Source organism: Citrobacter sp. Cpo012 (assembly GCF_030333015.1).
Lineage (GTDB): Bacteria > Pseudomonadota > Gammaproteobacteria > Enterobacterales > Enterobacteriaceae > Citrobacter > Citrobacter portucalensis.
In genome coordinates, this window is record NZ_JAOWGR010000011.1 from 1 (window position 1) to 26,872 (window position 26,872).

The 26,872-nt window shown below is 41.1% G+C and carries 21 protein-coding genes; 16 read left to right on the forward strand and 5 right to left on the reverse strand.

Translation table 11 applies throughout. The annotated features are described in order from the left end of the window. Positions 1 to 984: 984 nt before the first annotated feature. The 3 genes from OGX90_RS00040 to OGX90_RS00050 all read left to right on the forward strand — a co-directional run bounded on the left by OGX90_RS00040 (position 985) and on the right by OGX90_RS00050 (position 4,529). Positions 985 to 1,146: a hypothetical protein gene (locus tag OGX90_RS00040; protein WP_286622884.1), complete on the forward strand. Its 162-nt coding sequence runs from the start codon at positions 985 to 987 to the stop codon at positions 1,144 to 1,146. Positions 1,147 to 2,274: 1,128 nt separating this feature from the next. Further along, the gene (locus OGX90_RS00045) at positions 2,275 to 3,528 is read left to right on the forward strand and encodes a ParA family protein (RefSeq protein ID WP_286622885.1); all 1,254 of its coding nucleotides are present in this window, start codon (positions 2,275 to 2,277) and stop codon (positions 3,526 to 3,528) included. Next, entirely contained in the window at positions 3,525 to 4,529 is a 1,005-nt protein-coding gene (locus tag OGX90_RS00050; RefSeq protein ID WP_001278838.1) for a ParB family protein, read from the forward strand. The genes OGX90_RS00045 and OGX90_RS00050 overlap by 4 nt, the downstream gene beginning before the upstream one ends. Positions 4,530 to 4,590: 61 nt before the next feature. Here the strand turns inward: OGX90_RS00050 and OGX90_RS00055 are convergent, their stop codons facing one another. The 4 genes from OGX90_RS00055 to OGX90_RS00070 are packed head-to-tail and all read right to left on the reverse strand — an operon-like array spanning position 4,591 to position 7,271. Beyond that, a complete protein-coding gene (locus tag OGX90_RS00055; protein ID WP_000815011.1) occupies positions 4,591 to 4,980 on the reverse strand; it encodes a hypothetical protein in 390 nt (129 codons plus the stop codon). After that, positions 4,977 to 5,498 carry a hypothetical protein gene (locus OGX90_RS00060; protein ID WP_000598517.1) on the reverse strand — a complete coding sequence of 174 codons (522 nt, stop codon included), beginning with the start codon at positions 5,496 to 5,498 and terminating at the stop codon, positions 4,977 to 4,979. Before OGX90_RS00060 ends, OGX90_RS00055 begins: the two co-directional genes overlap by 4 nt. Next, on the reverse strand, positions 5,491 to 6,327 hold the full coding sequence (locus OGX90_RS00065) for a hypothetical protein (protein ID WP_047745018.1): 837 nt from the start codon (positions 6,325 to 6,327) through the stop codon (positions 5,491 to 5,493). The genes OGX90_RS00060 and OGX90_RS00065 overlap by 8 nt, the downstream gene beginning before the upstream one ends. After that, on the reverse strand, positions 6,324 to 7,271 hold the full coding sequence (locus tag OGX90_RS00070; protein WP_000718595.1) for a metallophosphoesterase: 948 nt from the start codon (positions 7,269 to 7,271) through the stop codon (positions 6,324 to 6,326). The genes OGX90_RS00065 and OGX90_RS00070 overlap by 4 nt, the downstream gene beginning before the upstream one ends. Before the next feature lie 363 nt (positions 7,272 to 7,634). On the opposite strand from OGX90_RS00070, the gene parM reads away from it, so the two are divergent. From parM to trhN, 10 genes are all read left to right on the forward strand, one after another. After that, entirely contained in the window at positions 7,635 to 8,672 is a 1,038-nt protein-coding gene (gene parM / locus OGX90_RS00075) for a plasmid segregation protein ParM domain-containing protein (RefSeq protein ID WP_000818954.1), read from the forward strand. Between the two features lie 11 nt (positions 8,673 to 8,683). Continuing rightward, positions 8,684 to 9,322 carry a hypothetical protein gene (locus tag OGX90_RS00080; protein WP_001107538.1) on the forward strand — a complete coding sequence of 213 codons (639 nt, stop codon included), beginning with the start codon at positions 8,684 to 8,686 and terminating at the stop codon, positions 9,320 to 9,322. A 402-nt stretch (positions 9,323 to 9,724) separates the two neighbouring features. After that, positions 9,725 to 10,177, forward strand: a complete 453-nt coding sequence (gene hdtA, locus OGX90_RS00085) for a H transfer determinant A (protein WP_000952689.1) — start codon at positions 9,725 to 9,727, stop codon at positions 10,175 to 10,177. Next, on the forward strand, positions 10,167 to 10,592 hold the full coding sequence (locus OGX90_RS00090; RefSeq protein WP_000836981.1) for a hypothetical protein: 426 nt from the start codon (positions 10,167 to 10,169) through the stop codon (positions 10,590 to 10,592). Before hdtA ends, OGX90_RS00090 begins: the two co-directional genes overlap by 11 nt. A gap of 8 nt (positions 10,593 to 10,600) precedes the next feature. Beyond that, positions 10,601 to 11,155, forward strand: coding sequence for a plasmid transfer protein (locus OGX90_RS00095; RefSeq protein WP_000235773.1), 555 nt, complete (start codon positions 10,601 to 10,603; stop codon positions 11,153 to 11,155). 119 nt (positions 11,156 to 11,274) lie between these two features. Continuing rightward, complete coding sequence (gene rsp / locus OGX90_RS00100; RefSeq protein ID WP_001232109.1) at positions 11,275 to 15,579, forward strand: IncHI-type conjugal transfer protein RSP; 4,305 nt, start codon at positions 11,275 to 11,277, stop codon at positions 15,577 to 15,579. Positions 15,580 to 15,856: 277 nt separating this feature from the next. Continuing rightward, positions 15,857 to 16,369: an IncHI-type conjugal transfer protein TrhF gene (trhF, locus tag OGX90_RS00105; RefSeq protein WP_001286760.1), complete on the forward strand. Its 513-nt coding sequence runs from the start codon at positions 15,857 to 15,859 to the stop codon at positions 16,367 to 16,369. Then, positions 16,356 to 17,867, forward strand: a complete 1,512-nt coding sequence (locus OGX90_RS00110; protein WP_047745017.1) for a TrbC family F-type conjugative pilus assembly protein — start codon at positions 16,356 to 16,358, stop codon at positions 17,865 to 17,867. The genes trhF and OGX90_RS00110 overlap by 14 nt, the downstream gene beginning before the upstream one ends. 144 nt (positions 17,868 to 18,011) lie before the next feature. Further along, positions 18,012 to 19,067: an IncHI-type conjugal transfer protein TrhU gene (trhU, locus tag OGX90_RS00115; protein WP_181231580.1), complete on the forward strand. Its 1,056-nt coding sequence runs from the start codon at positions 18,012 to 18,014 to the stop codon at positions 19,065 to 19,067. Positions 19,068 to 19,085: 18 nt separating this feature from the next. After that, positions 19,086 to 22,274, forward strand: a complete 3,189-nt coding sequence (trhN, locus tag OGX90_RS00120; RefSeq protein ID WP_047745016.1) for an IncHI-type conjugal transfer protein TrhN — start codon at positions 19,086 to 19,088, stop codon at positions 22,272 to 22,274. A 28-nt stretch (positions 22,275 to 22,302) separates the two neighbouring features. Here the strand turns inward: trhN and OGX90_RS00125 are convergent, their stop codons facing one another. Beyond that, positions 22,303 to 23,175: a hypothetical protein gene (locus OGX90_RS00125; RefSeq protein WP_047745015.1), complete on the reverse strand. Its 873-nt coding sequence runs from the start codon at positions 23,173 to 23,175 to the stop codon at positions 22,303 to 22,305. A gap of 179 nt (positions 23,176 to 23,354) precedes the next feature. Between OGX90_RS00125 and trhI the strand changes: the two genes are divergently transcribed. The 3 genes from trhI (at position 23,355) to OGX90_RS00140 (ending at position 26,841) form a co-directional block, all read left to right on the forward strand. Continuing rightward, positions 23,355 to 25,139, forward strand: coding sequence for an IncHI-type conjugal transfer helicase TrhI (gene trhI / locus OGX90_RS00130; protein WP_000517885.1), 1,785 nt, complete (start codon positions 23,355 to 23,357; stop codon positions 25,137 to 25,139). 394 nt (positions 25,140 to 25,533) lie between these two features. After that, the gene (locus OGX90_RS00135) at positions 25,534 to 26,406 is read left to right on the forward strand and encodes a hypothetical protein (RefSeq protein WP_000041927.1); all 873 of its coding nucleotides are present in this window, start codon (positions 25,534 to 25,536) and stop codon (positions 26,404 to 26,406) included. Between the two features lie 57 nt (positions 26,407 to 26,463). Beyond that, positions 26,464 to 26,841: a hypothetical protein gene (locus tag OGX90_RS00140; protein ID WP_000120822.1), complete on the forward strand. Its 378-nt coding sequence runs from the start codon at positions 26,464 to 26,466 to the stop codon at positions 26,839 to 26,841. The last annotated feature ends 31 nt before the right edge of the window (positions 26,842 to 26,872 follow it).

A 26,872-nucleotide genomic window follows, 5' to 3' on the forward strand; every position in this document is an offset into this window, starting at 1 on the left:
ACGGACGGGTGATTATATCTGTGCATAGTATGTCTGAGCAGCATCAGAAGGCACTGTCAGCCGCTGGCAGATTTAACCCCCTTAATCGCCAAACTGGGATCAGTCCTGATAGTGTCCTTCCGTCCTGGAGAGGGTTGCTAACACTTGTTCCCATGATACGAAATGCGCCAGCTGATACAGATTAACGTCTCATTGCCCATGCCGGTCTGCCGACACCGGTGCATGGCCTTTTCCGATATTCGCAAGCACAGATGCTTGATTTTTTCAGGGTGTAATATACCTGAGCAGCATCTGAAGGCACTTTCAGTCGCTGTCAGATTTAACACCCTTAATCGCCAATCTGGGATTTTATGATGTTAACCTCCAGTTCAAGACCCTTGCTCCCATGATGCGAACCTTGCCACCTGATAAAGATTTACGCCTCATTCCTGTATGCAGGTCTTACGACTCTAGTGCACGGACAATTTTCGGTCATAACAAGACCTGGCGGAAGATTTAATCAGGCGTGGTGTGACTGAGCAGAAGCTGGGGCAATGTCAGCCGCTGGCAGAAAAAACCCTTATTCGCCATCTCAAACCGTCATTATGGGTAGTCCTTTTAACTTTCTCAGGACCATTAAGCTTAAACTCCGTTTAGAGAATGACGTAAGATTTAGGCTAAGCAGGTTAAGTGATCCTTCTCCCGGGTTGAACACTATATTCATCGTACGAGCGGAAGATTGTCCTTCGGGAAATATTTCTTAAACACCGCTCGGGAACTTATTGCCACTGGCGGATTTAACCCCCTTAATCGCCATACTGGGGTTCTGTCCTGATGCTGGCCTTCAGTTCTGGGCTTGGGTTGCTATCGCTTGCTCCCATAATGCGAAATGTGCCTCCTGATACAGATTAACGTCATATTCCTGCGTGCCGGTCTGCCGACACCAGTGCACGGGCTTTTTTCGGTCATCACATTTCCGGGCAGGAGATTTTATCAGGGCGTGGTGTGACTGAGCAGCAACTGGGGCACTGTCAGCAGCTTGCAGATTTAACACCCTTAATCGCCAAACTGGGATTCTGTTCTGATGGTGGCCTTCCGTTCTGGGCGGGCTTTGGTTTGCTAACACTTACTTCCATAATACGAAATGTGCTTGATGATGCAGATTAAATTCACATTACTGCATACCGGTCTGCCGACACCGGTGCATGGGCGATTTCCGACGATCTCAAGAACATATGGGAGATTATATCAGGGAGAGTAGTATGCCTGAGCAGCATCTGAAGGCACTGTCAGCCGCTGTGAGATTTAACCCCCTTAATCGCCAAACTGGGGTTCTGTCCTCATGCTGGCCTTCAGTTCCGGGCTGGGTTGCTATCACTTGCTCACATAATGCGAAATGTACCTGCTGATACAGATTAACGTCATATTCCTATATGCCGGTCTGCCGACATCAGTGCTTGGGCTATTTTCGGTCAAAACAAGACCTGGCGAGAGATTTAATCAAGCGTGGTGTGACTGAGCAGCAGCTGGGGGCACTGTCATCCGCTTGCAAATTTAACCCCCTTAATCGCCAAACTTGGGTTCAGTCCTGATGTTGGCATTCCGTTCTGGGCGGCGTTGCTATCACTTGCTCCCATTATGCGAAAAGTGCCTGCTGATACAGATTAACGTCATATTCATGCATGCCGGTCTGCCGACACCAGTGCACGGGTTTTTTTCGGTCATTACAATACCGGGCAGGGGATTAAATCAGGGCGTGGTGTGACTGAGCAGCAGCTGGGACACTGTCAGCCGCTGGCAGATTTAACCCCCTTAATCTCCACACTGGGGTTGCCTCCTTAAGTTGGGTTTCAGTTCGGGGTGAGGTTGCTAACTCTGCTCCCATAATTCGTAGTGTGCCTCCTCAAGAGATTAACACCTCATATCTTTAGACTGGACTGACGACAACGGTTCACAGTTAGGAAACGTATATCAGCACACCGGTGAGATAGATTTTAGGGTCTAAGCAAGAAATAGGGTAGGCGTGAAGATTCATTAATGGAGCTCTTAACTTCAAAGCGTAGAGAAGGAGACAAGAATCGTGGTTTAAACAGGTTGTGCATTAGGTATGGACTAGAGAGTCTGAGCTCACATCTGCAAGTTAAGCTCACAAAAAATCATAAAAAAGTAAACAAACATTAGCTTAAGATTGAAACTAAGGATAGAATTGTACGCATAACAAGGAAATGGACGCATTATACGTAAAGTTTACATATATGCGTAAAAGTCGGTTTTCAGTGCAAAAAGGTCATAACCATGAATTTACTTGAAAAGATCGCCCTCGTTGGTCAGCGCATGAAAAGCGAGCAGATTTCTCTAAAGGAATCTCTGATGGCTTCATCAAGAGTATCTGTTTCTGATGATAGTGTTGATGGTGTTGATAGACTGATCTATAACCACTGTTTGAATAAAAAAAATCTCTCTGATTTTTTTGGGAAGTCACGAGTAACGTTCAATAAAATACTTTCGGACTTAGAAGAAAAAGAACTTGTTGGTGCACCTATTTATCAAAACAAAAATCATCTTTACACCCGCTGGGATGTTCAAAAAATAATGGATGCCCTGGGTTATCCCAAGTACCGCGATCATTACTTTAGCAGAGCTATTGTTACTCAGAATCATAAAGGCGGTACAGGGAAAAGCACTACATCTGTAGCTTTAGCAGTAGCAGCTGCTTTAGATCTACAACTCAATGCACGTGTATTAATGATCGAATGGGACCCACAAGGTTCGATTGGAAGCAGCATGATTCAAAGTGTCTCAGAAGATGATGTCTTCCTTACAGCAATTGATGCAATCCTTGGAATTTATGAAGAAAATTCTGAGTATAAAAAATATTTAGATTCAGGATTCTCTGAAGAAGAAATCATCACTAATATGCCTTTTTCAACGCATCTGCCAAACTTGGACGTAATAACGGCTTTTCCGACAGATGCTCGTTTTAAAGATAAATACTGGCAATGTTCTAGAGAAGAACGTACGTCTTTGTTACTACGTTTCAAGGAAGTTATCTTACCGGTACTGAAGCAGAACTATGATTTGATTATTATAGACACTCCACCTGAAGATTCACCTTTGATCTGGGCTGCTGACGAAGCGGCCGATGGGATTCTTGTCGCAGTGTCACCACGTGAATATGATTACGCCTCTACTACAGACTTCATGCTTACAATAAGTGAAAGGTTTAAACAATCACCAAGTAAGGGCGACAATTTAAAATGGTTCAAAGTTCTTGCTGTCAATGTAGATGACAAAAGTCCATATGAAAGAATAGTTTTGGATAAATTAATCAGAACTGTTCAGGACCTTTTGATGTCCGCTAACATAAAAAATTCTGAAGCATTTAAGGCAGCTGCTTCCAAAGGGCGTACAGTGCTTGATATCAAAAAATCAGAGGAACTTTGTTCCGCAAAGCAGCTTGATATCGCAGAAGAATCTGTATTACAGGTATATCAGCAATTTATAAATGAAATAAAAAGTTTTTCAGCTAAGCAAGGAGTTAACGCATGAGCGATGAGCAACATATCGGGAATGATAAATCTCGATATTTAAACGCACCAAAGCGGACAGAAGTCGGTCACCGTTCAGGTCTTGCGGGTTTGAAAACAGCACCTCGCATAAAAAAGTTATTCACTCTTCATAAGGGCCGGAGACTTGAAGCGGAACATGTGATTGTTCCAGCCCAGAGAGTGGAGAAGGAGACCTTAGTCCATCCAGCGAACCCACGAAATCAAGAAGCCCTTACAGATTATTCTGTTAGAGATATTCTTAAGCAGATTGAAGAAAGAGGGGTCGATACCGAAGGGATCGCTGTAAAAAGAGATGGGGTTTATTTATTAATAGAAGGAAGTCGCAGACGTTTCTGCTGTATAAAGGCAGAAAAGGATCTCCCCCTGTGGGTTCTTCCGGATGAACTAACCGAAGATGATATAAATTCAATTATATCCGCAGCACAAACATCTCGAAAATTTTCATATAGAGAAGTTGGGTTTCAATTTATCAAAAAAATGGAAGAAAAAGGATTTTCTACTAATGAAGAACTCGCAGCATATCTTGGGATTAGTCATGTATCGGTAGCCAAAAGAATCCAGGCGGCCCGTATTGACGAAACATTGATCTCTTTATTCCCGGATTATGAAGGAATCCCGAACTCCTATTATAGTCGCTTGTCTCGTTTACAGAAATATGTGCAAAAAAATCTATTTCCTTTAGATGAAGTAATAGATAATGTTAAAGAGGAAACAAAAGATTTAGACATTGGAGATCTCCAGGTTGCTCAAAAAGTTGTAATGGAAAAAATCACACAATCTGTGGAAAGTGTTTGTGAAAAAACTTATTCCACAAAATGGGAAACAAGTGATCTTATTACTTTTGATAACAAAGATAAGTATGCAAGAATCAGTAAAAACAATACTGGTAGAAAAATTCGCTTTGAATTCAATAGGATAAATGCGGGTTTTATTAAGGAACTAGAGGAGTTCATAAAAGAAAAATTAAAAGTATCAGAATAAATATTGAACTGCATCTTTATGATGCAGTTCATATGATTTATATTTTTAATTTCTTGTTATATTAATATGGGGTGTGCGCAGGTTCAGACATATAAGGTCTTAGTTCTATATGAACAGAAGCGCCATTCCCATCATTTACTACGTTTAAAGGTGCTTTTCCCGGCAATGACATAGTTGCAACGTCAGGTCCAGAAACAGCAAAATTATTTTCTGCTGAAGGCATTACTGTAAAAATCTTTATAGCAACATTTTCATGTCTAAATAATGAAATCCCAAAAGTAGAACCAGCTTCGGTATTGCTCACGTCCACAACCACAGGGGTTTTTCCTAGATATTCATTAGTTAGTATGTTTTTTACTAATGCCCCTTCCGGGACAGTATAGATACGGTATGGATATGCTAAAGCCGTGTGACAAAAACATATTAAAATAACAATTAATGTTTGTTTCATAGATTATCCTCATTCAAAAATAAAAGATATAACTCTTGAAAATCGTGGTTAGTAATTAGGTCCGCTTTTCCGGGAAAATCGTAACTAACAGAAAATAAAAGCGAAAGCGAATCTTTTCCTTTTGCTTTGGGAGAGATTCTGCTAAAAGCACGGTTAATAAACATAAGTTGATCTTCATTGTTGAAGCAAAGTCCAAGCATTCCAACCGTAGGAACTACGAATGTGCTTACGCTGCCTGGGGGCAAAAGTTGCTTACTACGGGCATTGTAAGCACAACGACTACCACCTAGCGTTAGGCCTGAAAGCTCAATAAAACTTCTGGTTCCATTCTTGGCGACAAGCCAAACATCAGTTCCTGAACTTTCGACACGTAAAGTAACTTTTCCGTCAGTAAAGGCCTCACTTTTATTGTATAGAATAGGGTCAAAACCAACTGTCGGGAGTTCTTCGATTTTACTTTCTACTGACTGACAACCAGTCAGTAATGCAAACAATAAAAGTGTGATAACTTTAATCATCCCGCTTCCTTAGATTGTTTTTGGCGCTCGTTATAAAAGATAATGATTCACCGGGGTAGAGAATTGTTTCTTTCGTCCAATAACCATAACCACCGAGGATATTTTTTCTTTTCTCAATATAAACGGGTTCAGAAAATACTAAATGTTGATATTTAGGAAGAGATAAGATTTCATATTTTCCTTGTCCAACTAAGAGGTAATTCTTCTCTTTAGGATTGATGGTTACTGGATTACCAACACTTTGAGGTATGTTAAGTTTTTTTATATTTAGGTCAGAATAGTCAGGAACGGACACTTGATCATTAGACGTATTTCCGGGAAGAGTAAACCCTTTACCCTGATCCGGTCCAAAGATGGCAATTATATCTTTGTTGTTTCTTGTGATCGAAACGATAGCCTGAAGGGGCGTATTAGCAAGGTCATTTATAAACGATATAGTTAGACTTGATTTTGGCTCGACCCAAACAATGCTTTTTCCGGATGTGCCTTCGCTTAATGCAATTTTTTCATTTAGTAAGATTTTATTTTTGGCAATGATATTATACTCAAGTTTTGGTATCACAATAAAAAGTGATTCTTTATTTGAAACATTCATGATTTCTAAGAAATTGGTTTTGGTCATGCTGGTCTTTAGAACAGGCCTATATTTACCATTTATAAACCACCTTCCGTTTATAAGCTCCGCTTTAGCAGATATAAGTGAATCACTTTTCTGTGCGGCAGAAGAAAAAGCATCTTTTCTATGCTCTTTCTCTTGATGTGGTGCAGCTGCTGCGTGAAGATGCAAAAGTAATGTTGAAATTGAGATAATCTTCAAATTTATCTTCATCTTGTTACCTCAATGTTGTTTTCAATCGAATCGAGTTCTAAAGGATAGGTTTTAAGTGAATAAAACTTGTTTGTTGTTTGTATTAGCTGATGACACAATAAAACTGGATTGTTCTTCATGATTATTTCTACTAATGTAAGTGCTGGTGAGTCAGTTTGCGGTATACCCGGAGCAACTATTACCTGGTCTTCTAATTTTGACATATAGAGTGATCCAGTATTTATATGCAAACAATTACCGATCAGTACTGGAAGATTGTTTTGAGTACGACCATGGGCTTTTCGAATGCTGTTTACAGGATTCCTACCTAGGACCATAAGGTTGACGTCATTTATCATCATTGGTATTACGGCATGGTCCATACCGAATAGAAACTGGCTCTGAAAAATATTCACATTGGCATAGTTGAATGCTTGAAGCGCATTATAAGTATCAGTGAATGATGTGCGGATAGGGGCGTAATCAGAAGGGCAAACCCCAATTTTTATATCGCCTTTTAGTAAAATCTGCATCATCGTACCAAGCTGGGTATTAAGAAGTTTTTTTACCTCTTCCTCTAAATAGTAACGATTCACAGCTTTATGCCACTTTCCGCCCATTACACACCATCTCTCATTGAGGTATGTGCTGGGGTAAAATGTTCTCCGGTCTTTGTTTAATGGTAACAATTTTTTTAACATTTCTTCTCCGGCTCCGGCAGCTGAGAAATGCCTCACAAAACGTCCATCGAAAAAGCCACTGTTTATCGCCTTCATCAATTCTATGGGTTCCGGCCCATAGTCAAACAAATTTCCAGTAGAGAAAATTACTATCTCTTCTTCTGGCTTTGTAACTGATTGGATCAAGTTGCACAGCGCAGAGTAATGTCCATGAGGATCTGCCAGAAAGAAAATCCTTCCGGAGAAGTTTGTAAGGTCTATAGTTTGGACGTGCTCAGCTGCCATAAATTCCTCTACGTATGTTTACATCGATGATACGGTATTTCGAACTATGATTTTTTTACAAAAAGGCGTCATTTTGGATTCTAAGCCTAAGGACCTTTGTTACTTACAGGTAAAGGCCCCAGTCCTGGCTCTCAAACAGTTCATACTTAGGATGCAAAGTAACTTTCTGATTATAATTGGCTCCTTTATAAACATGGTTAATACATGAATACAGGAAATTTAACGGTAAGGTATTTAAAATGGAAGGATGCTGAAATAACATAGACTTACGTATTTTTTTAATAGTGTTAATGTTGATAATAGGTCACCATTAATGTATAAAGTTAATATCTAATATGGTCCTATTAATAAAAGAGAGTTTTTATGGCTGAACTATTAAAATCTGAAAGTCCTGTTTCACCATCAGTGCAGGATATCACTGAAGCTTTAAAAATCGTTGTCGATGATGGAAGTAAAGCTGCAAAACTGGTTTGTCTTAATGAAAGAAACGAATTAGTTCCCTTGCTTACACAAAATAGTTTTGTTCCAGATTTCCGTGTTCGCCATGAGGGTCTCAATCCTTTTAACTATCTTATTGATGGGCTGGAAAGGTTTTCGCATCACAGCGAATCTAGTAACTCACTGGAATCGACTGATGTATCTCACCAATACGATGAAATTAGCCGGTTAAATGTTCACCATGCACTTCATGCTTCTGGTTTAGTTCCTCAGGATGTTCACCTCTTTGTTACTTTACCACTTAGCCAGTTCTATACTGCTTTAGGGGAAACGAATATTGAAAATATTCAGAGAAAAAAAGATAATCTGATGAAACCAGTAGAGCGTTATCTTGACGGTAAACGCTATTCTTTTAACGTTTTGTCTGTGACTGTTTTCCCTGAATCTTTACCAGCTGTGACCCGGGCAGATGAAATTGAGGATATTGCTTCATTTGAATCAAGTTTGGTAATTGATCTTGGTGGTACTACTCTTGATGTTGCAAGTATTACTGGGCAATTAGAACAGATTTCGAAAGTAAAAGGTTTTGACCGTATTGGTTGTTCTATTGTTTACGATGAGATCAGCAGGTATCTTGAATCTGAGAAACTGAATACGAGTAATGCTTACATTCATCATCTTGTTGATAATCGTCATGATAAATCAGCTTTGAAGGTTGCAGAGGACAAGCGTGACGGTGTTTTTGATGCGGTAAACTCTGCGGTACAGAAGTTGCAAAGTAAAGTAATCAGAGCGGTTACACAAGTCGAAGAGAGGCCTCATAATGTTTTCCTTGTTGGGGGAGGTTCATATCTCATCGAAACAGCTATTCGTAAACATTTTGAAACGGCTAAAGTTATCATGGTAGACAATCCGCAGTTCGCATTATCTTTGGCAATTGCTGATACTATTTATTCAGAATAATGAGCTAGAACATGGCTAAAAACCCTATCTCAAATAAGGCAGATAACGACCGGATTCAGATCCGGTCTTTCTGGATATCCGAAAGAAAAGCACCCTATGTTTATAGTTTCTTGAAAAAAACAGAACTTTCTCATAGGGGTGACCAACTGGATTTAATTAGGTCGGCTATTAGTACCGGGTTGGTATTAAATAATTTATTTCCTGACTTGGCAAATTTTATAAATGGTTTAAACGAAAGATTAACACTTGCAGATCTTAATAGGTTTCTGAATGATGGAAATACTATAGATACTGAACCTAAGCCTCCTATTAATGTATTGCTAGAGAATGTCTTAGATCAAAAGTTTAAGGAGTATTTAACACCTCTACAATTAGATAATTCAAAGCAGGATTCTGTTTCTGTAAAAGAAACCTTCCTTGTACAAAAGGAACATGCCTGCTTTGGTGTGAAGATTGAAAATGAGGGAAGCGATACCTCTATACCATCTGAAAGCCCACTTTCTTCAGGTGCATCCAAAATTTCAAAAGAAAAGTCCATTTCCTCTGTGGTGCCAGTGCTAGAAAAAGTATCGGATGAAAATCAAACCGCCTCCATAAGCATAAAATCTAAAGCTAAGGCAAACAAGCGACTAGCGACTTTGGCAAGATAGGTGAGAGACAGTACAATCGACTTCTGAGTTCAACTTGTCTTACCAGGAAAGCCAGCATACTTGCTGGCCTTTTTTTTGTTATAATAAACTCAGGCTTCAGCTGAATCTGTAAAATTACTGTTAATGAAACGGTATTTTAGGTTAATTTGGATGCTGTTACAGGAAGTGCGGATTTTTCCTAAATTTGTAAAAAACCTAAGAATTATCTTAATAAATCTGGTACTTAATTATTATTTTACGTAAAAAGTCTTTGTGGTTTAATGGTTATGTAAGGATTTTTTGATACCCTTATACCCGATGGACCTAAGGTCACTGACAACGATGTTCATGTAGAATCTTCGTTTCTGTAATCCCTTTTGTCCTTGTCCCAAATGATTGATTATTATAATAAAGGCTGATCGAATGCTATCTCGCAACTCACTAATACATGGTTTACGCCGAGACCAGTTAATCGGAGTTCTGACTATTTCAGAGTTTCCGGTAGTTATGGTAGAAAGCCACTTCATTCAGTCTGAGGTTATGGGAATAAAACCCGTAATTTTTAATATTGATGAGCTTCTTGTTTCTATATCCCCAATTTCCTCTCTTAAGTTCGATTGGGAGTGGGCCCCAGTTGATACAATACTCATTGAAGTTATCATTCCACCTGTAGAGTCAGACCTTGTAAGTGCAGAAAATGACTTCCTCCGTGATTCTGGTATTGGCCATATCCAGTGCGAGCCTGGCGGAGCATCAATACGACGTACAGTTACCTTCGTTGGTGGAATAACCGCTGATAACTTACTGTATCAGTTGAGGCTTATGTGCGTAAGCGCGTTAAAACTTTTAGGAGAGGAACTGGGGGATGAAGTCTAAGATTAGATATGTTTTATCTGGTTTTGTTGTGTTATGTGCATTTGCTGGAGTTTATAAAATCCTAAACAATGTTCCGGTTAAACCTGACCTTTTGGACTTCACTGGAAACACATTTAAAAAGACATCACTCTTCCTGCCATGTGATAAAAGCTCGCCTTCTTTAAACATTAAAATTGCTGATAACGAGAAAATCGTGATCAACGGCATCGCTTCAAAAGTAACTTTTGTTGAAAAGGCTGACCCCGTCAAAAGCCCTGGTTTTTGTGATGATCTTGATCTAAACAATTCTCGCCTTGTACATACGGCATCTTACAGCCTGGTGATTTCTGAAACCAAAACAGGATTTACACTATCAAATTTCAAGCATCTTGCCGATGATGAATCATTAGGCGGTATGTGGTTTTATCAAAAGTGACTTTTTATATGGCAACTTCAGACTTCGCTCTTAAAAACCATAATGTTAAAGCATTTGGTCAGGATGCAGCCCTTGTCATTGAGATGAACAATGAAGATGTTAGCTCATCAAAACCTTCACCTTTTTCAAATGAGATTGATAATTATTATCTTACATTGCACGTCGCTCCAAGGAACGCAAAAAAAGATTATGACTGGGGCTCAAACCGTTCTGTACTTCTAAAATTGTCGACGAATGAAGTTATGCAGATGGCATCTGTATTTCTTAGAATCATGCATACTTTAAAGATTGATAAGAGGAAAACCTCACATCATGGCCACGTCGTATACAAAAATATAAGCGTTACCCCAAACGAGAGGGGCGGTTTGTTGTTATCCGCAGGGATAGTTCCAGTCGATAAAGATGGCTTAAAACCCTTCATGCACATGGTCCCCGTCTCACAAATGGATTGCGTTAAAATTGGCCTCTACATACTTGGATATCTTGCTCAAAAAACGCCCTGGGTAAGCTCCGAGTCTATAATTACCGCGCTTCGCTTATCTGAAGCCAAGAATTCAAAATAGCGCATTAACATACGGAATATACGGAAAAATACAGGTTTTTTTAAATGTTATACGAACGGATATTTCTGTTTTTCATCGTAAAGTGAGTTTAATTTTGCTCAGAAAAACAGGTATTCGTCATGAGAAAATCAGGTTTAGGTTTAGCCCTGTTGTTTTCTTTAATTGCTCCGATTAAAGCGGTCTATGCTGAAGCGATTATGATTTCAGGAAAGCTACAGGCTGATTTGCCAGCCGTATCCTTTGACCCGGGGCCGGGCGACTTTGTTGCATACGTTAATTCTAACACTATCACTGCCTCAGGTGCAGGCACAGCCTGTAATGTAACGGTTGATGATCGAGCGACTTCCTCTGTTGATAACCTCGTTTGTTTTTTTGAGTGGTTACCCAATACCTTGGGATTAACTTCTAACGGCTTCACTCTTTCAGGCGTTCCCAACACCACCGGTGATTTAAAACTACCTTACAAGATTTCTTACTTCTCTGGTTCTGAACGGAAAAAAGTTGAAATAGTAAAAGGTGAATATTCAATCAAAAGTGTGGCACCGGTAAAACCAACTATCACCGGTCTTAAATCATCCCTGAACGGATTAGTCTATGACGGCTTTTCTTTCAAATCGTATTTAAAGGATGAAGCGATCAAAGATATCGCTGTTTCTGTTGAACCCCGCAATTATATTCAATACATCTCAATAGGTTCAGGCTCCGCCTGTGAAGTACCTATTGGCGGAACTTCCTGTACCATTGAAGTTGGAAGCATTAAGGCCAGTGATACAGATGAACTTTTGGGTTCACGTGATATCACAATTACAGCAAACTCTAAGAATAATTATTTCGCACCTCCTGAATCCAAAAAGCTTGTTGTTAACTGGGATTATCGGCCTCCTGTAGTAGACCATACACTTTGGAATTTTACCGATGAGGCTAAAACAATCAAAGTAGGTGGCCAGGACATCTATACCGGAGCCAAAACCGTTGCTGTGGCCGTTAAGGTACCCCAGCAAGAAACAGAAGGTGAATGGTGGCTCCCAACAGCTATGTCGCTCACTATGACTCCGGATGGCGTGTTTAAGCCGACGACTAAAGTGACTTTAGATGATGGCACTGAGATTGATTTCAAACAGTCCTGGGCAACCCCTTTACGTAGAACTTTACAGCCGGTAAGTGGACCTCAAAAAGTCGGTGATGAGTACCTCTATATCTTTGACTTAACGGATCTTATAAACGGGTCCTACGCAGCGACTTTTACAGTAGAAAATACGAGCAAAAACTCTTCTACGTACACTGAGCCTGAAAGCAAACTGATGCTGTCTGATAACCCAACGCTTATGGTTCTCAAAGATGGGCAGGTATTAACTAAACGAGCACCCGTATACTTCCTGAACGAGATTATCGTTGCAGCTTTCCAGGGGCAGGCTGGGGTTGCTGACATAAAATCAGTAACAATAGACAACAAAGTAGTTTCGTTAACACCTACAAATTATAAAGGTATTTACTACCTGCCGGTTGGAGACGATTTAGCAGTTAATTCGGATCACGAGATTACTGTGGTGGCTGAAAACCTTTATGGAAAAAACGTAAATTTCAGTACCGTGTTCACTTATCAACCTACTGGATTCACTCTTAAGAATCTGGAAAAAAACGTAACTCTTTACTCGCGCGTACGTCAGTATACGGACCTGCTTAGTCAAACAGCTGGTGATAAATGCACTCTGTTTACCACAGAGGAAAATGCGAATGCTTACCTCGCCTGGTATGGGGAAAAATCAGATGTTACAGCATGCTACCCTCAGTGGAACAATGTCCCTGATGGGTTGGAGTTCTATTTTAAAGGACGTACCCCGGGTCTAACTGGATTCTTTAATAAAACAGGTGAGAATCTGCTCGACTATCAAGTCTATATGATTAACGGGAAGGGCTCTAAAGCGGTTTCCGCAAGGAATCGCCGTACTCTGACCACACAATTACCATACAACCCGATCATCTCTTACAAAAAGAATAAAGTCATAGCAGGCATCAATCCGAACACTGCTCTGGCTTATACGACCGGGGGGGAGGCCGCTCGAATATTAGCGAAGGTGGTACCAGCTGACGTTACGATGATCGTCTCTCAAAACGGCTCTGAGGCTGTCAAAACGTCATTTAAAAATCGTTCCTCAAACAACGATGCAACGACCTTTGTACAAAGGGTCAAGGTTGCTGCTGCACCATTGTGGACAAAGAACGTCTTTGACATAGCTGTAGAATACTCAAAGGATCCAGAATTAAGAACTACAGACACCCTCAACGTATATACGGTGCCTGATTTCAATATTCGAGCATCGATGGAAGTGGATGACAAAAAAACAGCCACATCTCTTGAAGTGCCCTTAAAGGTAACAGTGGGGCGTTATAACAACTCCACACGTAAAAGTGCATTTGACCGTAAAACAATGGGAGAATGGGACGTCACGATATACTCTCAAAAAAGTGTATACGGCAAAGATCCAGAAACAGGCCGTTATAAAACTACGTACGAAAGAACTGCGCTGACTGAAGCATTGCCGGTCAATGATGCGGGCATTGTCGAAACCAAGATTAAAATTGAAAATATGGATCTGGGTAATATGCGTCTGGTTGGTGTGGCTAAGGTCAGATCGCCATTCTCTGATTTTGAAATGAAACGTGAGACCAGTGCTGTAGGCATTCGAATCTATAAAGGTGAAGAACTGGAGGGTAACCTGTCGAAAAGCCTTATTATCGGAAGGATCCCACTTAGTACTCTGGTAAGCTTCAAATCTGCCAGTACGGCTAACTCTGATGCACTCGCCCCCACCGAATGGCAGCAGTCCTCTGATAATGGTCAAACCTGGACCATGCTTTCCGACATGACCGGAAAGAGAAGTGTAAGTATCAAAAAGACAGAAGTAGGAAAGTGGCTTTATAGGGCAAAAATGACTAATAAATTCACATCCAAGATTTCCTACACAGATGCCTTAACGGTAGTTACCTACAAGCAGCCTAAGCTCAGTATAGATGTTACAGACATTCTTCAGGGCTCAGATATACCTGTAACCCTGCTTGATAACGATGAACCTATACCAGCAGGCACCGCTGAGGTTCTCTGGTCAGAGGATAAAGTCAACTGGGTGCAGGGAGATACAACTTACACTGTGGCTTCAGCTGATACCCTACCGTCTACGATTTATGCCCGGATGCGTTACCTTGATTCCGATGAACTGGCAGAGGAGTCTTCATGGAAGGAAACGTCTGCTCGGTTGGCAGCCGCAAAACCCAAGCGCCTTTCTGTCTCGGTAACGGGGGTTTCAAAGGTAGAGGTTGGTCAAAAAGTTACTTTGGAAGGTAAGTTCACGAACCCTAACAGTAAGTACCAGAATGGTAATAACGTAGTTGAAGAATGGAAAACACCGGATGGCCAGACATTTAAGGGCTCTTCACTGTCTGTTACCCTTACTGAGCAAATGTTGGATAAACAGGGATATGCTGCTTTTGAATACAGTGCATGGTTAGCGGACAATAAGGAGAATACGGTTTCTACCCGTAGAGTTTCTGTCAAATCGTGGGTTTATAAATTTCCCGAGATGAAAATAAGCTCCAAACTTAAATACGACATGGCACCGACCACCCTACGCGTTGCGTTGAGCGGTATTAAGGATGGAGACTATCCTGGTGTTACTTATTCCCGTGAATGGATCTACGACAAAGAGAATCTGGTAATCACTAAAGATGAAGGTGACACCAAAGAATTTACAATTGAAAATCCTGGCAAATATACATTGATGGTTGTTTTCAAAGATAACCGAAACAATGAACAGCGTATCGAAAATACCTTTGTTGTCGATGAACAAACGCCAATGAACGTTGAGATGACACCCAAGTTCTCTAACAAATATATGAGAGCTCCACTCGATGTAACCTTAAGGTCAAACATCAAGCTATCTCATTCGGCGGACTCGATAGATACGGTCACATACAAGGTGAACGGTGAAGTAATACCCAGCGGCAAAAATTATTGGGCTCAACTGATCTCGGGTTTAAAAGAAAAGAAATACGAGATTACAATTGATGTTGTTAGTAAACTTGGACAGAGAGGTTCAGCATCTGTTGAGTTTGATGTCGTTAAAAACGCAGTGCCTAATTGTACATTGAGCTACACGGAAACCAACCTAAGCTGGAGCTTTACCAATAAATGTGATGATACTGATGGAAAAATGGTTAGATATGAATGGTTCATCAACGGCGAATTAAGGAACGTTTTCGGTAGTACGGCTACACTTTCTAAAAACCTTAACCGTGGTAAGCAGGACATAAAAGTAATTGCTTATGATGATAGTGGAGACTTTGCAACGCAGCACGTGACAGTTTTCGGACCGGCCGAAGAGGCAAGTAAGTCTGAAAACACTGTATCAATACCAAGCAGTGAGTAGTTAATTTTTAAATATAAAGCCGGGACATTTTGTCCCGGCTTTTTTATACCCAATAATTGGACCTTTGAAAAATTAATGTCGGAAAGTAACTTTGCTACAAAGGCATCTTTCATGGCCGCTAACAAAGCTGCGTATACATGCTGAGGAATTAACATTCTTATAGGTAAATATTAGGTTAGTTTGCAGACTTCCGAGCGTTGAAAAACATGGATAATAGTTACTTGGATAGAGGTGCATCTACTTAGTAAAAATATTCTTCAGTGCCAGTGAGAAAAATATGAGCGACTACATACCTAAAAAGAGAGGGCTGCTTATACTGGATTGGTATGTCCCCCTTAATATTTTATTGCTGATTCTCGTTATGTGTGTCTTTTTCACCCGTTATACATTTGGATACGGTTTATTGAATGGGTGCCTGCCTGCTGATTTTTATATGATTGATCATTCGGATAAAAGTATTAAAACTGGTGAACTCATAGCATTTAACATGCCGAAATCGGTACGTTTTATCCCAGAAAATGAACGAGTCATAAAAATAGTTGCCGGTGTGGGCGGTGACAAACTTAAAGTAACAATGGATGGGGTTTATAACGGGGACAAATTTTTTGAAGCTAATGCACGTCGTATTTCAAAGAAATACAATATTCCGTCCATTTTGATTGAAAAAGAATTGATAATTCCTGAAGGCGAAGTTTTCCTAATTGGGCAAACCGATCACTCATGGGATTCCCGTTTTTGGGGAACAGTAAAGCTGAATTCAGTAATTGGGAAAACATATGCGATCTTTTAATGTAAATAAAAAATATTTACCAATACTTCCTGGTCTTGCGTTATGTGCAGTTTTAAGTAATACAAATGCAAGCACTGAGTATCAACATGATGCTGACTTAATCGCTCAGCAAGCAAAAGGGCTTGGGGCACAGGCTAAAGGTGCACAGCAGCCAGATGGGGCTCTTAGCCTTGATGCTACGCTAAAATCACCAGATGTGCAGAAGTACATAGCGCAAGCTGAAGCACTCAAAAAAAACCAGGACCTGAGCAAGCAAATAAACCGTGGTTACGTCCCCGGTATGAATGCGGATAGTGTTCAAGCAGTTATAGACCATACCCAGGCTATCAGGGCCCAAAGTAATAACTCTGAAGCTGTCAACGATATAATTAGAAGACGTGATGAAATTCAAGAAAACGCCAGCCTTAATGAAGCGGCTCTGAAAGCTGTGGAAAATAAGCCGGAAGTCATGCGAGGACAATCTAAAAATATCGAAAAATTGTTTGGTTCCTCGGGCATCACAGCTGCTGACTTCGAAAGAAAAATGGATAGCACACGTGAAGAAGCACTATCAACTGAAAATGGTATAACGATCTTTGCTTCATTTAGCTTGCCGGATTATGTACTGGAAGACCTTCTACGTACGGCCTCAGAGCATAAAGCTCGTGTAGTTTTCAATGGTCTAAAGAAAGGAACTACTCGGCTACCAGAGACACAGGCAGCAATAAACCAAATGATTGTCAAAGGAAAATTTGAATCTCCTTTGATTACAATTGATCCTGATAGCTTCAGTCAGTATCAAGTAACTCAAGTACCGACAATTATTTCTAGGGAGCAAGCTCGTTTTGCAAAAATGGTAGGCTCCTTCAACGTTGAGTTTTTTCAGCGAGAACTTGCTAAAAAACCCGATCAGGATATTTTCCCGGTTGCTGGTACCACTTATCCCGTTGAAGAAAAGAGCATCATTAAAGAACTGGAAGAACGTGCACAAAAATATGACTGGGAAGGTGCAAAAAAAAGGGCCGTTTCTGACACATGGAAAAATCAATGGATGGTCGACCTCCCTCCTGCCCAGGAACACAAAGAATTTTTAATTGACCCTACAGTGAGGGTCACTCAGGACGTAAAAGATAAGCAGGGCCGTGTAATAGCTTCCGCCGGTGAGTTGATTAATCCACTTTCGAGATTTCCTCAAAACCTGACGATGATAATTTTCGATCCACTCAATCCGGGCCAGCTGGTATGGGCTGAGCAGCAGTATCGACAACGTCTGGGTAGTGGAAAAGTAATGCCAATGTTTACCCGTATCCAAAAAGATAATGGATGGGATCACCTAAATGATTTACGTGAAAAATTTAACGGTAAGGTGTTTAAAGTTAACGAACAGATTATCTCACGCTTTCAGATTAAAAACACACCTGCGCTTATAACTACTGACCAAGATAAATTCCGGATCACCCTGTTTAGCGAGGCAGAAGTCCGTGGTATCGGAGCCCCAAATCTTTCAGAGGAAAAATAAGATGAAACTCGGATTTATTATAGGCGCTCTCTTTGCAACATGGCTGACGCTAAATTATCCGGACCAGATGAGAAGTTATTTTACCAAAGCCGTCGACTATATCGAAAGTGTTGCAACATTTATTACATCCAAGTGAGCATGATGGTGAAAAAATTCAAAAAGTTACTTTTAGAGTTCATTGTAGCAGTTATGCTTTCGCTTTCTATACCGGGTATGGCTATGGCAGCAGATGCTGGAGTCCCTGGGGCTATGTGTCAGTCAGCTGGAGTGTGGCAGGGCTTGATTAAGAATATCTGTTGGAGCTGCATTTTTCCCATGAGGATAATGGGCATAGGGGCAGCTCCAGAAGGCGCTGCTCCTTCACGTCCGGGTTGCTACTGCACAGATCAGAACGGCGTACCGGAAATAGGTTGGCAATTGAGCTTCTTTCAGCCGGTGAAGATTGTAGAAGTTGTAAAGAGCCCCTGGTGCAGCCCCTTTCTTGAAGGCACGATGCTTCAAAAATCGCAGTTTGATATTGGTAAAAGCAACACAAATCAGCCAATGACAGCAACTGAAGCCGGATTTTACGATGTTCATCTTTGGGAGTTCCCAATCATGACAATGCTCAAATTACTGATTATTGGCGAGTGCACTGCTGAACCCTATATAGATGCCAGCCTGACCTATATAAGCGAAGTGGACCCTATGTGGGAAAGTGATCTGCTTACACTCGTCCTGAATCCAGAGGCAGTAGTTTTTGCAAACCCAATTGCCTCAATGGTGTGCGCTGCTGACTGTGTAGCAGTAACAGCAGGAAAGGATAATCTCGCTGCATACTTTTGTGCCGGATGCGATGGCAACCTTTATCCATTAACCGGCCACATTTACGCAAATGATGACGCTGTAAGGACGAGTTCACTGATAACCCAGCGTCTTCTGACTAAACTACATCGCCAGGGAATGCTGATGCGAACGATGGGAGCAGACGCAATGTGTGAGAAAACGTGGGAATACTTTACACCTCGTTCCCAGTATCGGCTTTCAATGCTTTTCCCAACTCCTGAGGCGAAAGGGCCGGATTGCTGTCATCGTCTTGGTGATTCGGTACATGACTGGTCAACCCTTAAAGGTGGGCGCAAAAAAATAGGCAATGATAATTATGTCTATATGTTGTGGCGTTACAATGACTGTTGCGTCAGATATATACCAGGCGCTTGATTTCTAAGGGTAAAAATAATGAAACTTAGAAAAACGATAGCTTCAACTATTATTGCATCAATGATTGCCAATACTATGAGTTGGGCTTTTTATATCTCTCTCATAAATATGGTAATGACTCCTCGTATTTATGCGGCAGACGCTATATTTGACCAGCTCGAAAGTAACTTTAATCTTGCTAATCCTAACGCAAATCGCAATGCGACAACCAGTGCTCAGGACATTGTTGAGAAGTACAAGAATGCGGATTCAGGCGAGAATGTCAGTGGGAAGATCACCGAGAAATACGTGGGTAAAGCCGAATCCGCTAATCTTAATCTCGGAAAGTATGGGGCAGGGAACTCAAATGAAAGTGTCATGAAAAATGCCGCATCCGATGGAAAGTCCATTGGTAGCGCCGTACAACTGCCGAGTATGTCTGGAGGGACAATCAATTCAAACTATACCAAGGAAGGGGCAAAGCTGCTCTCTCGGGATGCTAATGGCAACATTGGTATAAGCAGTAATCCCAATACTACTCCTGGAACCAAAACAAATACCGGAGAGATTTTCAGCTCAGAGCAAAAGCACAGCGATATTAAGTTCAATGCCGCAGATCGTTATGGGGATGAGGATGGCTTTGTAAACGATATAAAGAATCGGAAAAGCCAGTTATTTGATGCTCAAAGTTATGATGGCGTTGCCTACCGCACCCTCGTAAATGCTAACAAGGACAACCCGGCATCATCTATAAAGCCTAACGATCCCATGTTTACTGCGGGGAGAAATGAGATAACAAATGCTGTTGCTGGTACTGGAAACTGGCTTCAGAACTGTAATGTTGAGACCTCTAAAAAAACAGTAACCACACACTATCCTGATTACAAAGAGTTCTACTGTAACTCGCCTAAGCAAGATAACTTCAGCAGCTGCACGATAACCCGTGATTTCTCAGTCCCTGTTTACATTTCAGGCGGTAACGGAGACATGTCAATGTGCGGCGATAATTGTGTCCGTATTTGGTTTGGCCGCCGAGATGATAACTACTGGAGTGACGGTGTCTTCGATAACGAATTGACCCTGAAGTTTCATCCGGATGCGAAATTGGCCTCAGCAAAGATCATTAATGCCGAGTGGGATGACCACATGAGGGTAACACTTGATGGTACGCAAATTTTTGCGCATATCGATGGTCAATATAGAGATAGTGAATATCCCGCGCCAAAAGGAAAATGGGAGCTCGATAAATCTTGGAAGCTAGATAGGGTTTTTGATATTACAGATAAAGTAAGACAATCTGTTTATCAGGAGCCTGACCGTGAAGTAACGATGGCATCAAGAGTATGGGTGGGGGGAAATGGTGAAGGTTACTTCGAAGTTGAATTAACATTTGAAAATATGAAGCTCGAAGATAAGCACGTCCAGGAACCAGCTGGTTGTTACGATGCTGTACAAACACCAAATACATTCTGCCGTTTCGATAGGTTTAAAGATATGGATGTTGGCACAAAGCGGCTTCCGGAAAGCGTGCTTTCAATGGCAAAGCCGCTGTATGAAGGTGATAAAGGTTTTCTTACCTGGAAGACTAACCTTGAAGGTTATTTTTGTGATCCATTGGCTAAAGACAAGATTTGCTCTTATGACGCTAGTGGGAAAATTATGAAAGACGCTAATGGAAAGGACCTCTGTTACAACTATGAAGAAATTAAGAGTATGCCTGATGCATGTAGCACTTATAAAAATGATGCAGCATGTGTACTCGATAAACAAACATGTGCAGAGGGTTGGTTCGATGAGGGCACTAACAGCTGCTACATGTATGAACAGAAATACACCTGTGACAGAGGTAAGGATGTAGTTCGTGAGGTTGAATCTTCTACAAATGCCTGTGTTGGCATGATCCCATGTTCTGGAGGAACATGCGAAACTGGGCCAAAGGAAGAGAACAACGATTTTGGAAAAGTTGCGGCTTATTCAAACATGGTTCAGTACATGCAGGGCGAAGCCAAATGCGAAGACCCTAACGATGCCAATTCCTGTTCTGTCTTTGAAGGAAAACCTGAATGGTGTGGTCGTTCAGTAGGCTTTGTAAATGGCCTGGCAAAGACGGACTGCTGCGAAGCACCGCAGGGAACCGCAGGAGCACTTGAAGGTATCATGCTTGCCGGATCTATGATCAGAAACACTAACTGGACCAGAGTTAATGCTCAGCTAATAAAATGGACCGGCGGTGATACAGGTACATGGGCTTCTATGTCCAATGCGGTCGGTGAGTGGACTGCATCAGCTGGTAAAACAGTAGGGCAAATGTGGAACAACGTCACGAGCTCCTTAACGAGCATATATGAAAACGTCGCTGGTAATCTGAGCAGGGCAGTTGGGTCTTCCGCAACTTCTGGAGGGGCAGGAGGTGCTGGCCAGTTGGCACAGGAAACAATGTCCAGCTTCGGTATAGGTCAGCTTAAGCAGATGGCAATGAAGAAAGCCTACGAATTGCTACCAGATACAGTTCGTGACTTTGTCTTTAAGAACGTTGCTACTACCGGAGGAGAGGTTGTCTTCTCGGCTGCGGTTCAAAACTTTATGCTTGCATTAAACGTGATCGGTTGGATTTATACAGCCTATCAGGTCACTAAAATGCTTTTAGAAATGTTGGTAGCATGCGACCAGAAAGAGATGGAAGCTTCTATTCATAAGAATCAAAAATCCTGTTTTACATTAGATACGGAACGATGCGTCAAATATCTGAATGTTGGTTTCACAAAGAAATGCGTTAAAAAAGCAACAGACATGTGCTGTTATAATTCCATGTTGTCACGCGTTATTATGCAACAAGCTTATCCGCAATTAGGAATAGACCCTGTCGCCTCTAATTGCGTGGGGCTATCAATAAAGCAAATACAGCAACTGGATTTCGATAAAATTGATCTGACGGAGTGGATTAATGATGCAGTTCAGGTGGGAGAAGTTCCTGATCAATATTCAAAATTCTCCGAAGAATCAATTGTGGAAAACTTACCATTCCAGAATGAGAACTATCAACTTCCATCAGAACGTACCAAGGAAGCAATGGGCGGTGAAGAAAATATGATAAAGGCCAGACAAGAAAATGCTCAGGCTATAAAAGAGGAAAATGTAGATTGTAGCTATTTACCTCGACCGGCCATATGTGAGGTAGGTTCAACTACGCTGGATCCGGTTACGGGCAAGCAGTTGCCGAAATATTGAAGAAGGGGCCGTTAGGCCCCTTTTTTAATTACTTGGCTTTCAATGTTTTTTCTGGGAAGCCTTTTTTACCGTATTCACCGGTAAAGAGGTAATAATCTTTTCCGTTGATGGAGGCTGCAACACCCCCTGGAGTTGTTGTATTTGGGCTATCAGAACGGAAAATGATACCCGAAAAATCAGCGCTTGTTTCGTTTCCTTTAAATGGGATGAACACATAACGAATTACAGCGTAATCACCAGCGGGAAGGTTTAGCTGAGGAATTTCGGTTCCTGTTGCGGGGCGAATCGCCTGAAAGCTGTACATTGAATCTGTAGGGAAAACATCAGCATCAGGCTTAGAGGGCAGATCACAGGTACTCCATTTATTGACGACTGCCATATCAATTTTACATGTGGCCAGAGCTGCTTTCTGTTTTTCAGGGTTGTATCCAAATGAGGCCTGAGTTGCTTTTGTATGCTCAAAAACATACTTAGCTCCTTCACGTACCAAACTTTCATCATTGTAAGGCAATTTTTTTGGATTGGGGACGAACACTAGGTATTGATTGACCTGGATGTATTCGGCGTCAGAAGAACTGTACAAAGAGCCGAGGCTCATGATCCCAAAACCTTTTAGACCGCCTGTTACGTAGCCCATCGAACTATTGATGAGATACTTAGAAAGAAAGTTGTCGGCATCCCCTCCAGGAGTAACCTCTTGCTCCTTAAAATTAACGTCGAAACCAGCAAGTGAATAGGCATTCTTGGCGACAGAATCATTTGCATTAGCATGCCAGTACTGGCCGTGACTGTACGCATTCAGAGCGGTGCCTGGCGTAGTGCCGGTGTCACCGGCACAACCCGATAGGGAAAAACCAATGACGACAGAAGAGACCAGAGATACTAAACGTAAAAGTTTCATTTAAAGCCCTTTTTGTAATGTCTTTTGGAGATGGAACCATTATTCCATAGTCACGCGTTTCACAAACAACCTGATTGCATAAAAAAGGAAAAAAAGTGATTTCCAGTAGAACCAGCAGTACACAAGAAAAGCGCTTTTATAAAAATGTATAATTATTAAAACGAAGTAATGAGGTTGAAATGGGTAAGCCAACAGAAGAGCAAAGACCTGTTATCGAGAATGCTAGCGCAAACAATATGGTGATAGCAGCGCCTGGATCAGGCAAATCGTTCACCATGATAGAAGCGGTTATATCGATTCTCAAAAAGTATCCATATGCAAGAATCGGGATGGTGACCTTTACTCGCGCTGCAACAAACGCACTTGCAGCAAAGTTACAAAAGCGATTGAGCAAGAAGGATCTTGACCGGGTGCTGGTGGATACTTTTCACGGACTCGTTAAGAAGCAACTGGACATGATTCGCTGGCCGGGAAAGATGTTGATAGGGCCAGCACAGAGGTCTGTCATTCACCGGGCTTTGAAAGAATCCGGTGTAACGATGAAGTTTGCTGAAGCTGAATTCGTTATTGATGCTATCGGCAGAGAAATGGATACGGATGTGATTTCAGTTCGGCATAACAGACAACAGATCCATTTGTTTAATACCTATCAGGCGTTATGCCAGAAAGACCATGTGGCGGACCTCAATGCTCTTTCAAAATTTGTTGTCGGTCAAATGCATTCGGGAAAAATGCGCACGTTAGATTTGACACATTTGATAGTAGACGAAGTTCAGGATACTGACTCTATACAATTCTCATGGATAGCATTGCATACAAGAGCTGGAGTCTATACGAGTATAGTTGGAGACGATGATCAGGCCATCTACTCCTTCAGATCCTCAGGAGGAGTCAAAATATTTCAACAGTTTGAAAAGCACTTCAGACCTAACATATTTTACTTAAACACATGCTTTAGGTGTGAACCTGAAATTTTAGAGGTGGCCGGAGCACTGATAGGAAAGAATGTTTACCGTTATGCCAAAGAGTTACGCTCGGCAAAAAAGGGAGGGGGAAAGGTCACTTTTCGTTCATATGTAGATATGGAGGAACAGATACAGGGTATTTTAAGCCTTATAAATCAGGATCCACATGGATGGGCAATTCTAAGCCGCAATAATGCTCACTTGGATGAGCTAGAAAGTTTGATCGAACAGCCAGTAATTCGTTACGGAGGTAAATCATTCTGGGATGAAAAAGAAACAAGCGATGTGTTAAGCCTTATGGCCTTTTTCCGACAATCAAATGATCCTCGCTTAATGAAGAGAGTATTGGCATTGTTTGGAGAACAGGAATCAGTTTTGGATGAAGTGGCATTGAGTATGAGAGGAAGAAAAGTTACTTTTGGCGACCTTGCCATCCCGGAGGACAGTTCTCTCGAAACAAAAACATTACATTCAAACTTCGTGCGCTTTACCCAGGAAAGTTCTGATAAAGTTGAGATAGCAAAACGTTTCGCCAACCTTACGAAATGGATGGAATCGTCGTCAATCAAGATGAGGAGTAATAAAGGTACAGCAACCTTAACAAAAATTGCTTTAGACACTTGTAAACAGTGGGCAGAAAAGACTGGTTGGATGAATATGATAAATCGTGCTGCTGCAATGTCATTAGGCCCTAGGAAGAAGGACGAGGAATACAGCCCAGAGAAAGTAGTCCTATCAACCTTGCATGGTTCAAAGGGTCTTGAGTGGAATAAAGTAATAATAATGAGTTGTAATGCGGATCAGATACCAAGTAAAAGATCAGTTGGGGAGGAGGCAATAGAAGAAGAAAGACGTTTGCTTTATGTTGGATTTACGCGTGCAGAAAAGCAACTTTTTGTAATGTGGTATGGTGATCCTTCTTTCTTTTTAAGAGAATGCAGTGAAGAAAAGATAAAAGAAGCAGCTAATATTCGAATTTCTCCACTTTATACAGAATAATTCGATATGGGCATTTACTTATGCTTAAAGCTATAGTATAAAAACAATGAGCTTAAATATCAGCTCCCAAATTTGAGTAACTTTGCTTAAAGTTACTTTCGCGTTAAGCGTTGATTTAGCCGTGAAAAGCGGCCAGCTTAAACAAGCTGTAAGACACCACCGGCAAAATGTCACCTTTGTCGCTGGTGCACTTCCCATGCCTGCAAAAGGCAATCTGAATTTACCAAACCGTAACTAATTTAGCTCCTCCTGGGGCTATTTTTGTTGCGTACTTCTAATGCCAGATAGTATAAATCAGGCGGTTCATAGCTTACGGGAGATGAATGACAGGCTTTGCCTTCGTGTTGAAACAAAAATTTGTTTCTTCCTTCTTACTATATATAGGTGACCCCAAATGTCTAAAAATAAAGCTCGCAGTAAAGCCCTTCATCAAACCTTTAGTGAAATTATTCCAGAGATGGATAAGGCGCTAAACAAACAGCTCTTAGAAGTTCTGATGAAATATACAGAACGTGATAATGAACTGATTGTTATTTTGAATGAGGACGGCCCAAATATCATTGAACTTAAGTCTCTTAAGCCTGTGTCTTTGTTGGCCGAAAAGCTTTCTGCTTATTCAAGCTATTATCATGTGGATGTTGTGGAGCTCGTGGTCAAGAAAATTGATTTCGAAGGAGCTTATAAGCTTCTTAAAGCTTCCCCAGATGTACCACTTTTTAAAAGCTTAACTGAACTGGATAAATATCTTGTTGAGGAGTTTGAAAAATACGGATTAAATTCATTTCTTGACGTGGATAATCTGGATTACTCACTTGAAAAAGCCAGTGAACTCAAAAATGAGCAGTTAATAAATTGGGTTTCGGACATCATTTGCAAACGTGAAAAATTAACTTTACGTAAGCGTTTTGATGTCGCAGTAAAGGCCCACTACGAAAATGTAGAAAAAATGTATGATACCATTCGTCCGTTAATGAAAAAACTGGGTTTCCCAGAAGATCTCATGACGCACACCTTTAGTGAGTTAAGCGTTTTTGAAACTAAAGGATGGGACCATGCAATAAAATCGAAAATTGAGACTCTCGCTAAGCGTGAAACTCAATATTTAGATGATGCGGCTAAAGCAGAGAATCGACGTCTTGTAACAGAGAAGTTGGAGAACTCTTTAGCGATTGCACCAACTAAACCAACAAGAAATTGGTTACATATTGCCGGAATTGCCTGTTTGGTAGTCTGCACGTTCATGTATGTAACTAATAAATTTATTTAATCCTGTTAAGGGGGAACCCTAACGGGGCTTCTCTTTGAACAAATCGAGGAGCGGAAAATGTCATATCTTGAATATATCAATGAAGTAAAAGTGTCCGGGATAGTTATCAGTGCTGTGGAGAAAAAAATGACTGACCAGAGTATAGGTTTGTTAATAAAGCTCAAAAATAGGATGAAGACAGAAGTTGATGGTGAAATCACTGAGAGAGAATTTTCAGTTCAAATCAAGGTGTCGCCTGAAATGTATTCAACCTGTTTCACTGGTATAAATCAGGGTGATGAGTTGATGGTCTCCGGTTATATTGTTGTCGATACTATTATGATTGAAGGGAGAGAACATCCTCTTGACTACATGAGAGTGGTAGCAACAAGTAAGTTGGCTCACATACCTAAACCTCTAAAAGGTTTTGGACAAAGTAGCTTTAATCAGATCTGACATTAAACCCACCCTAAAGGGGAGAAATCCC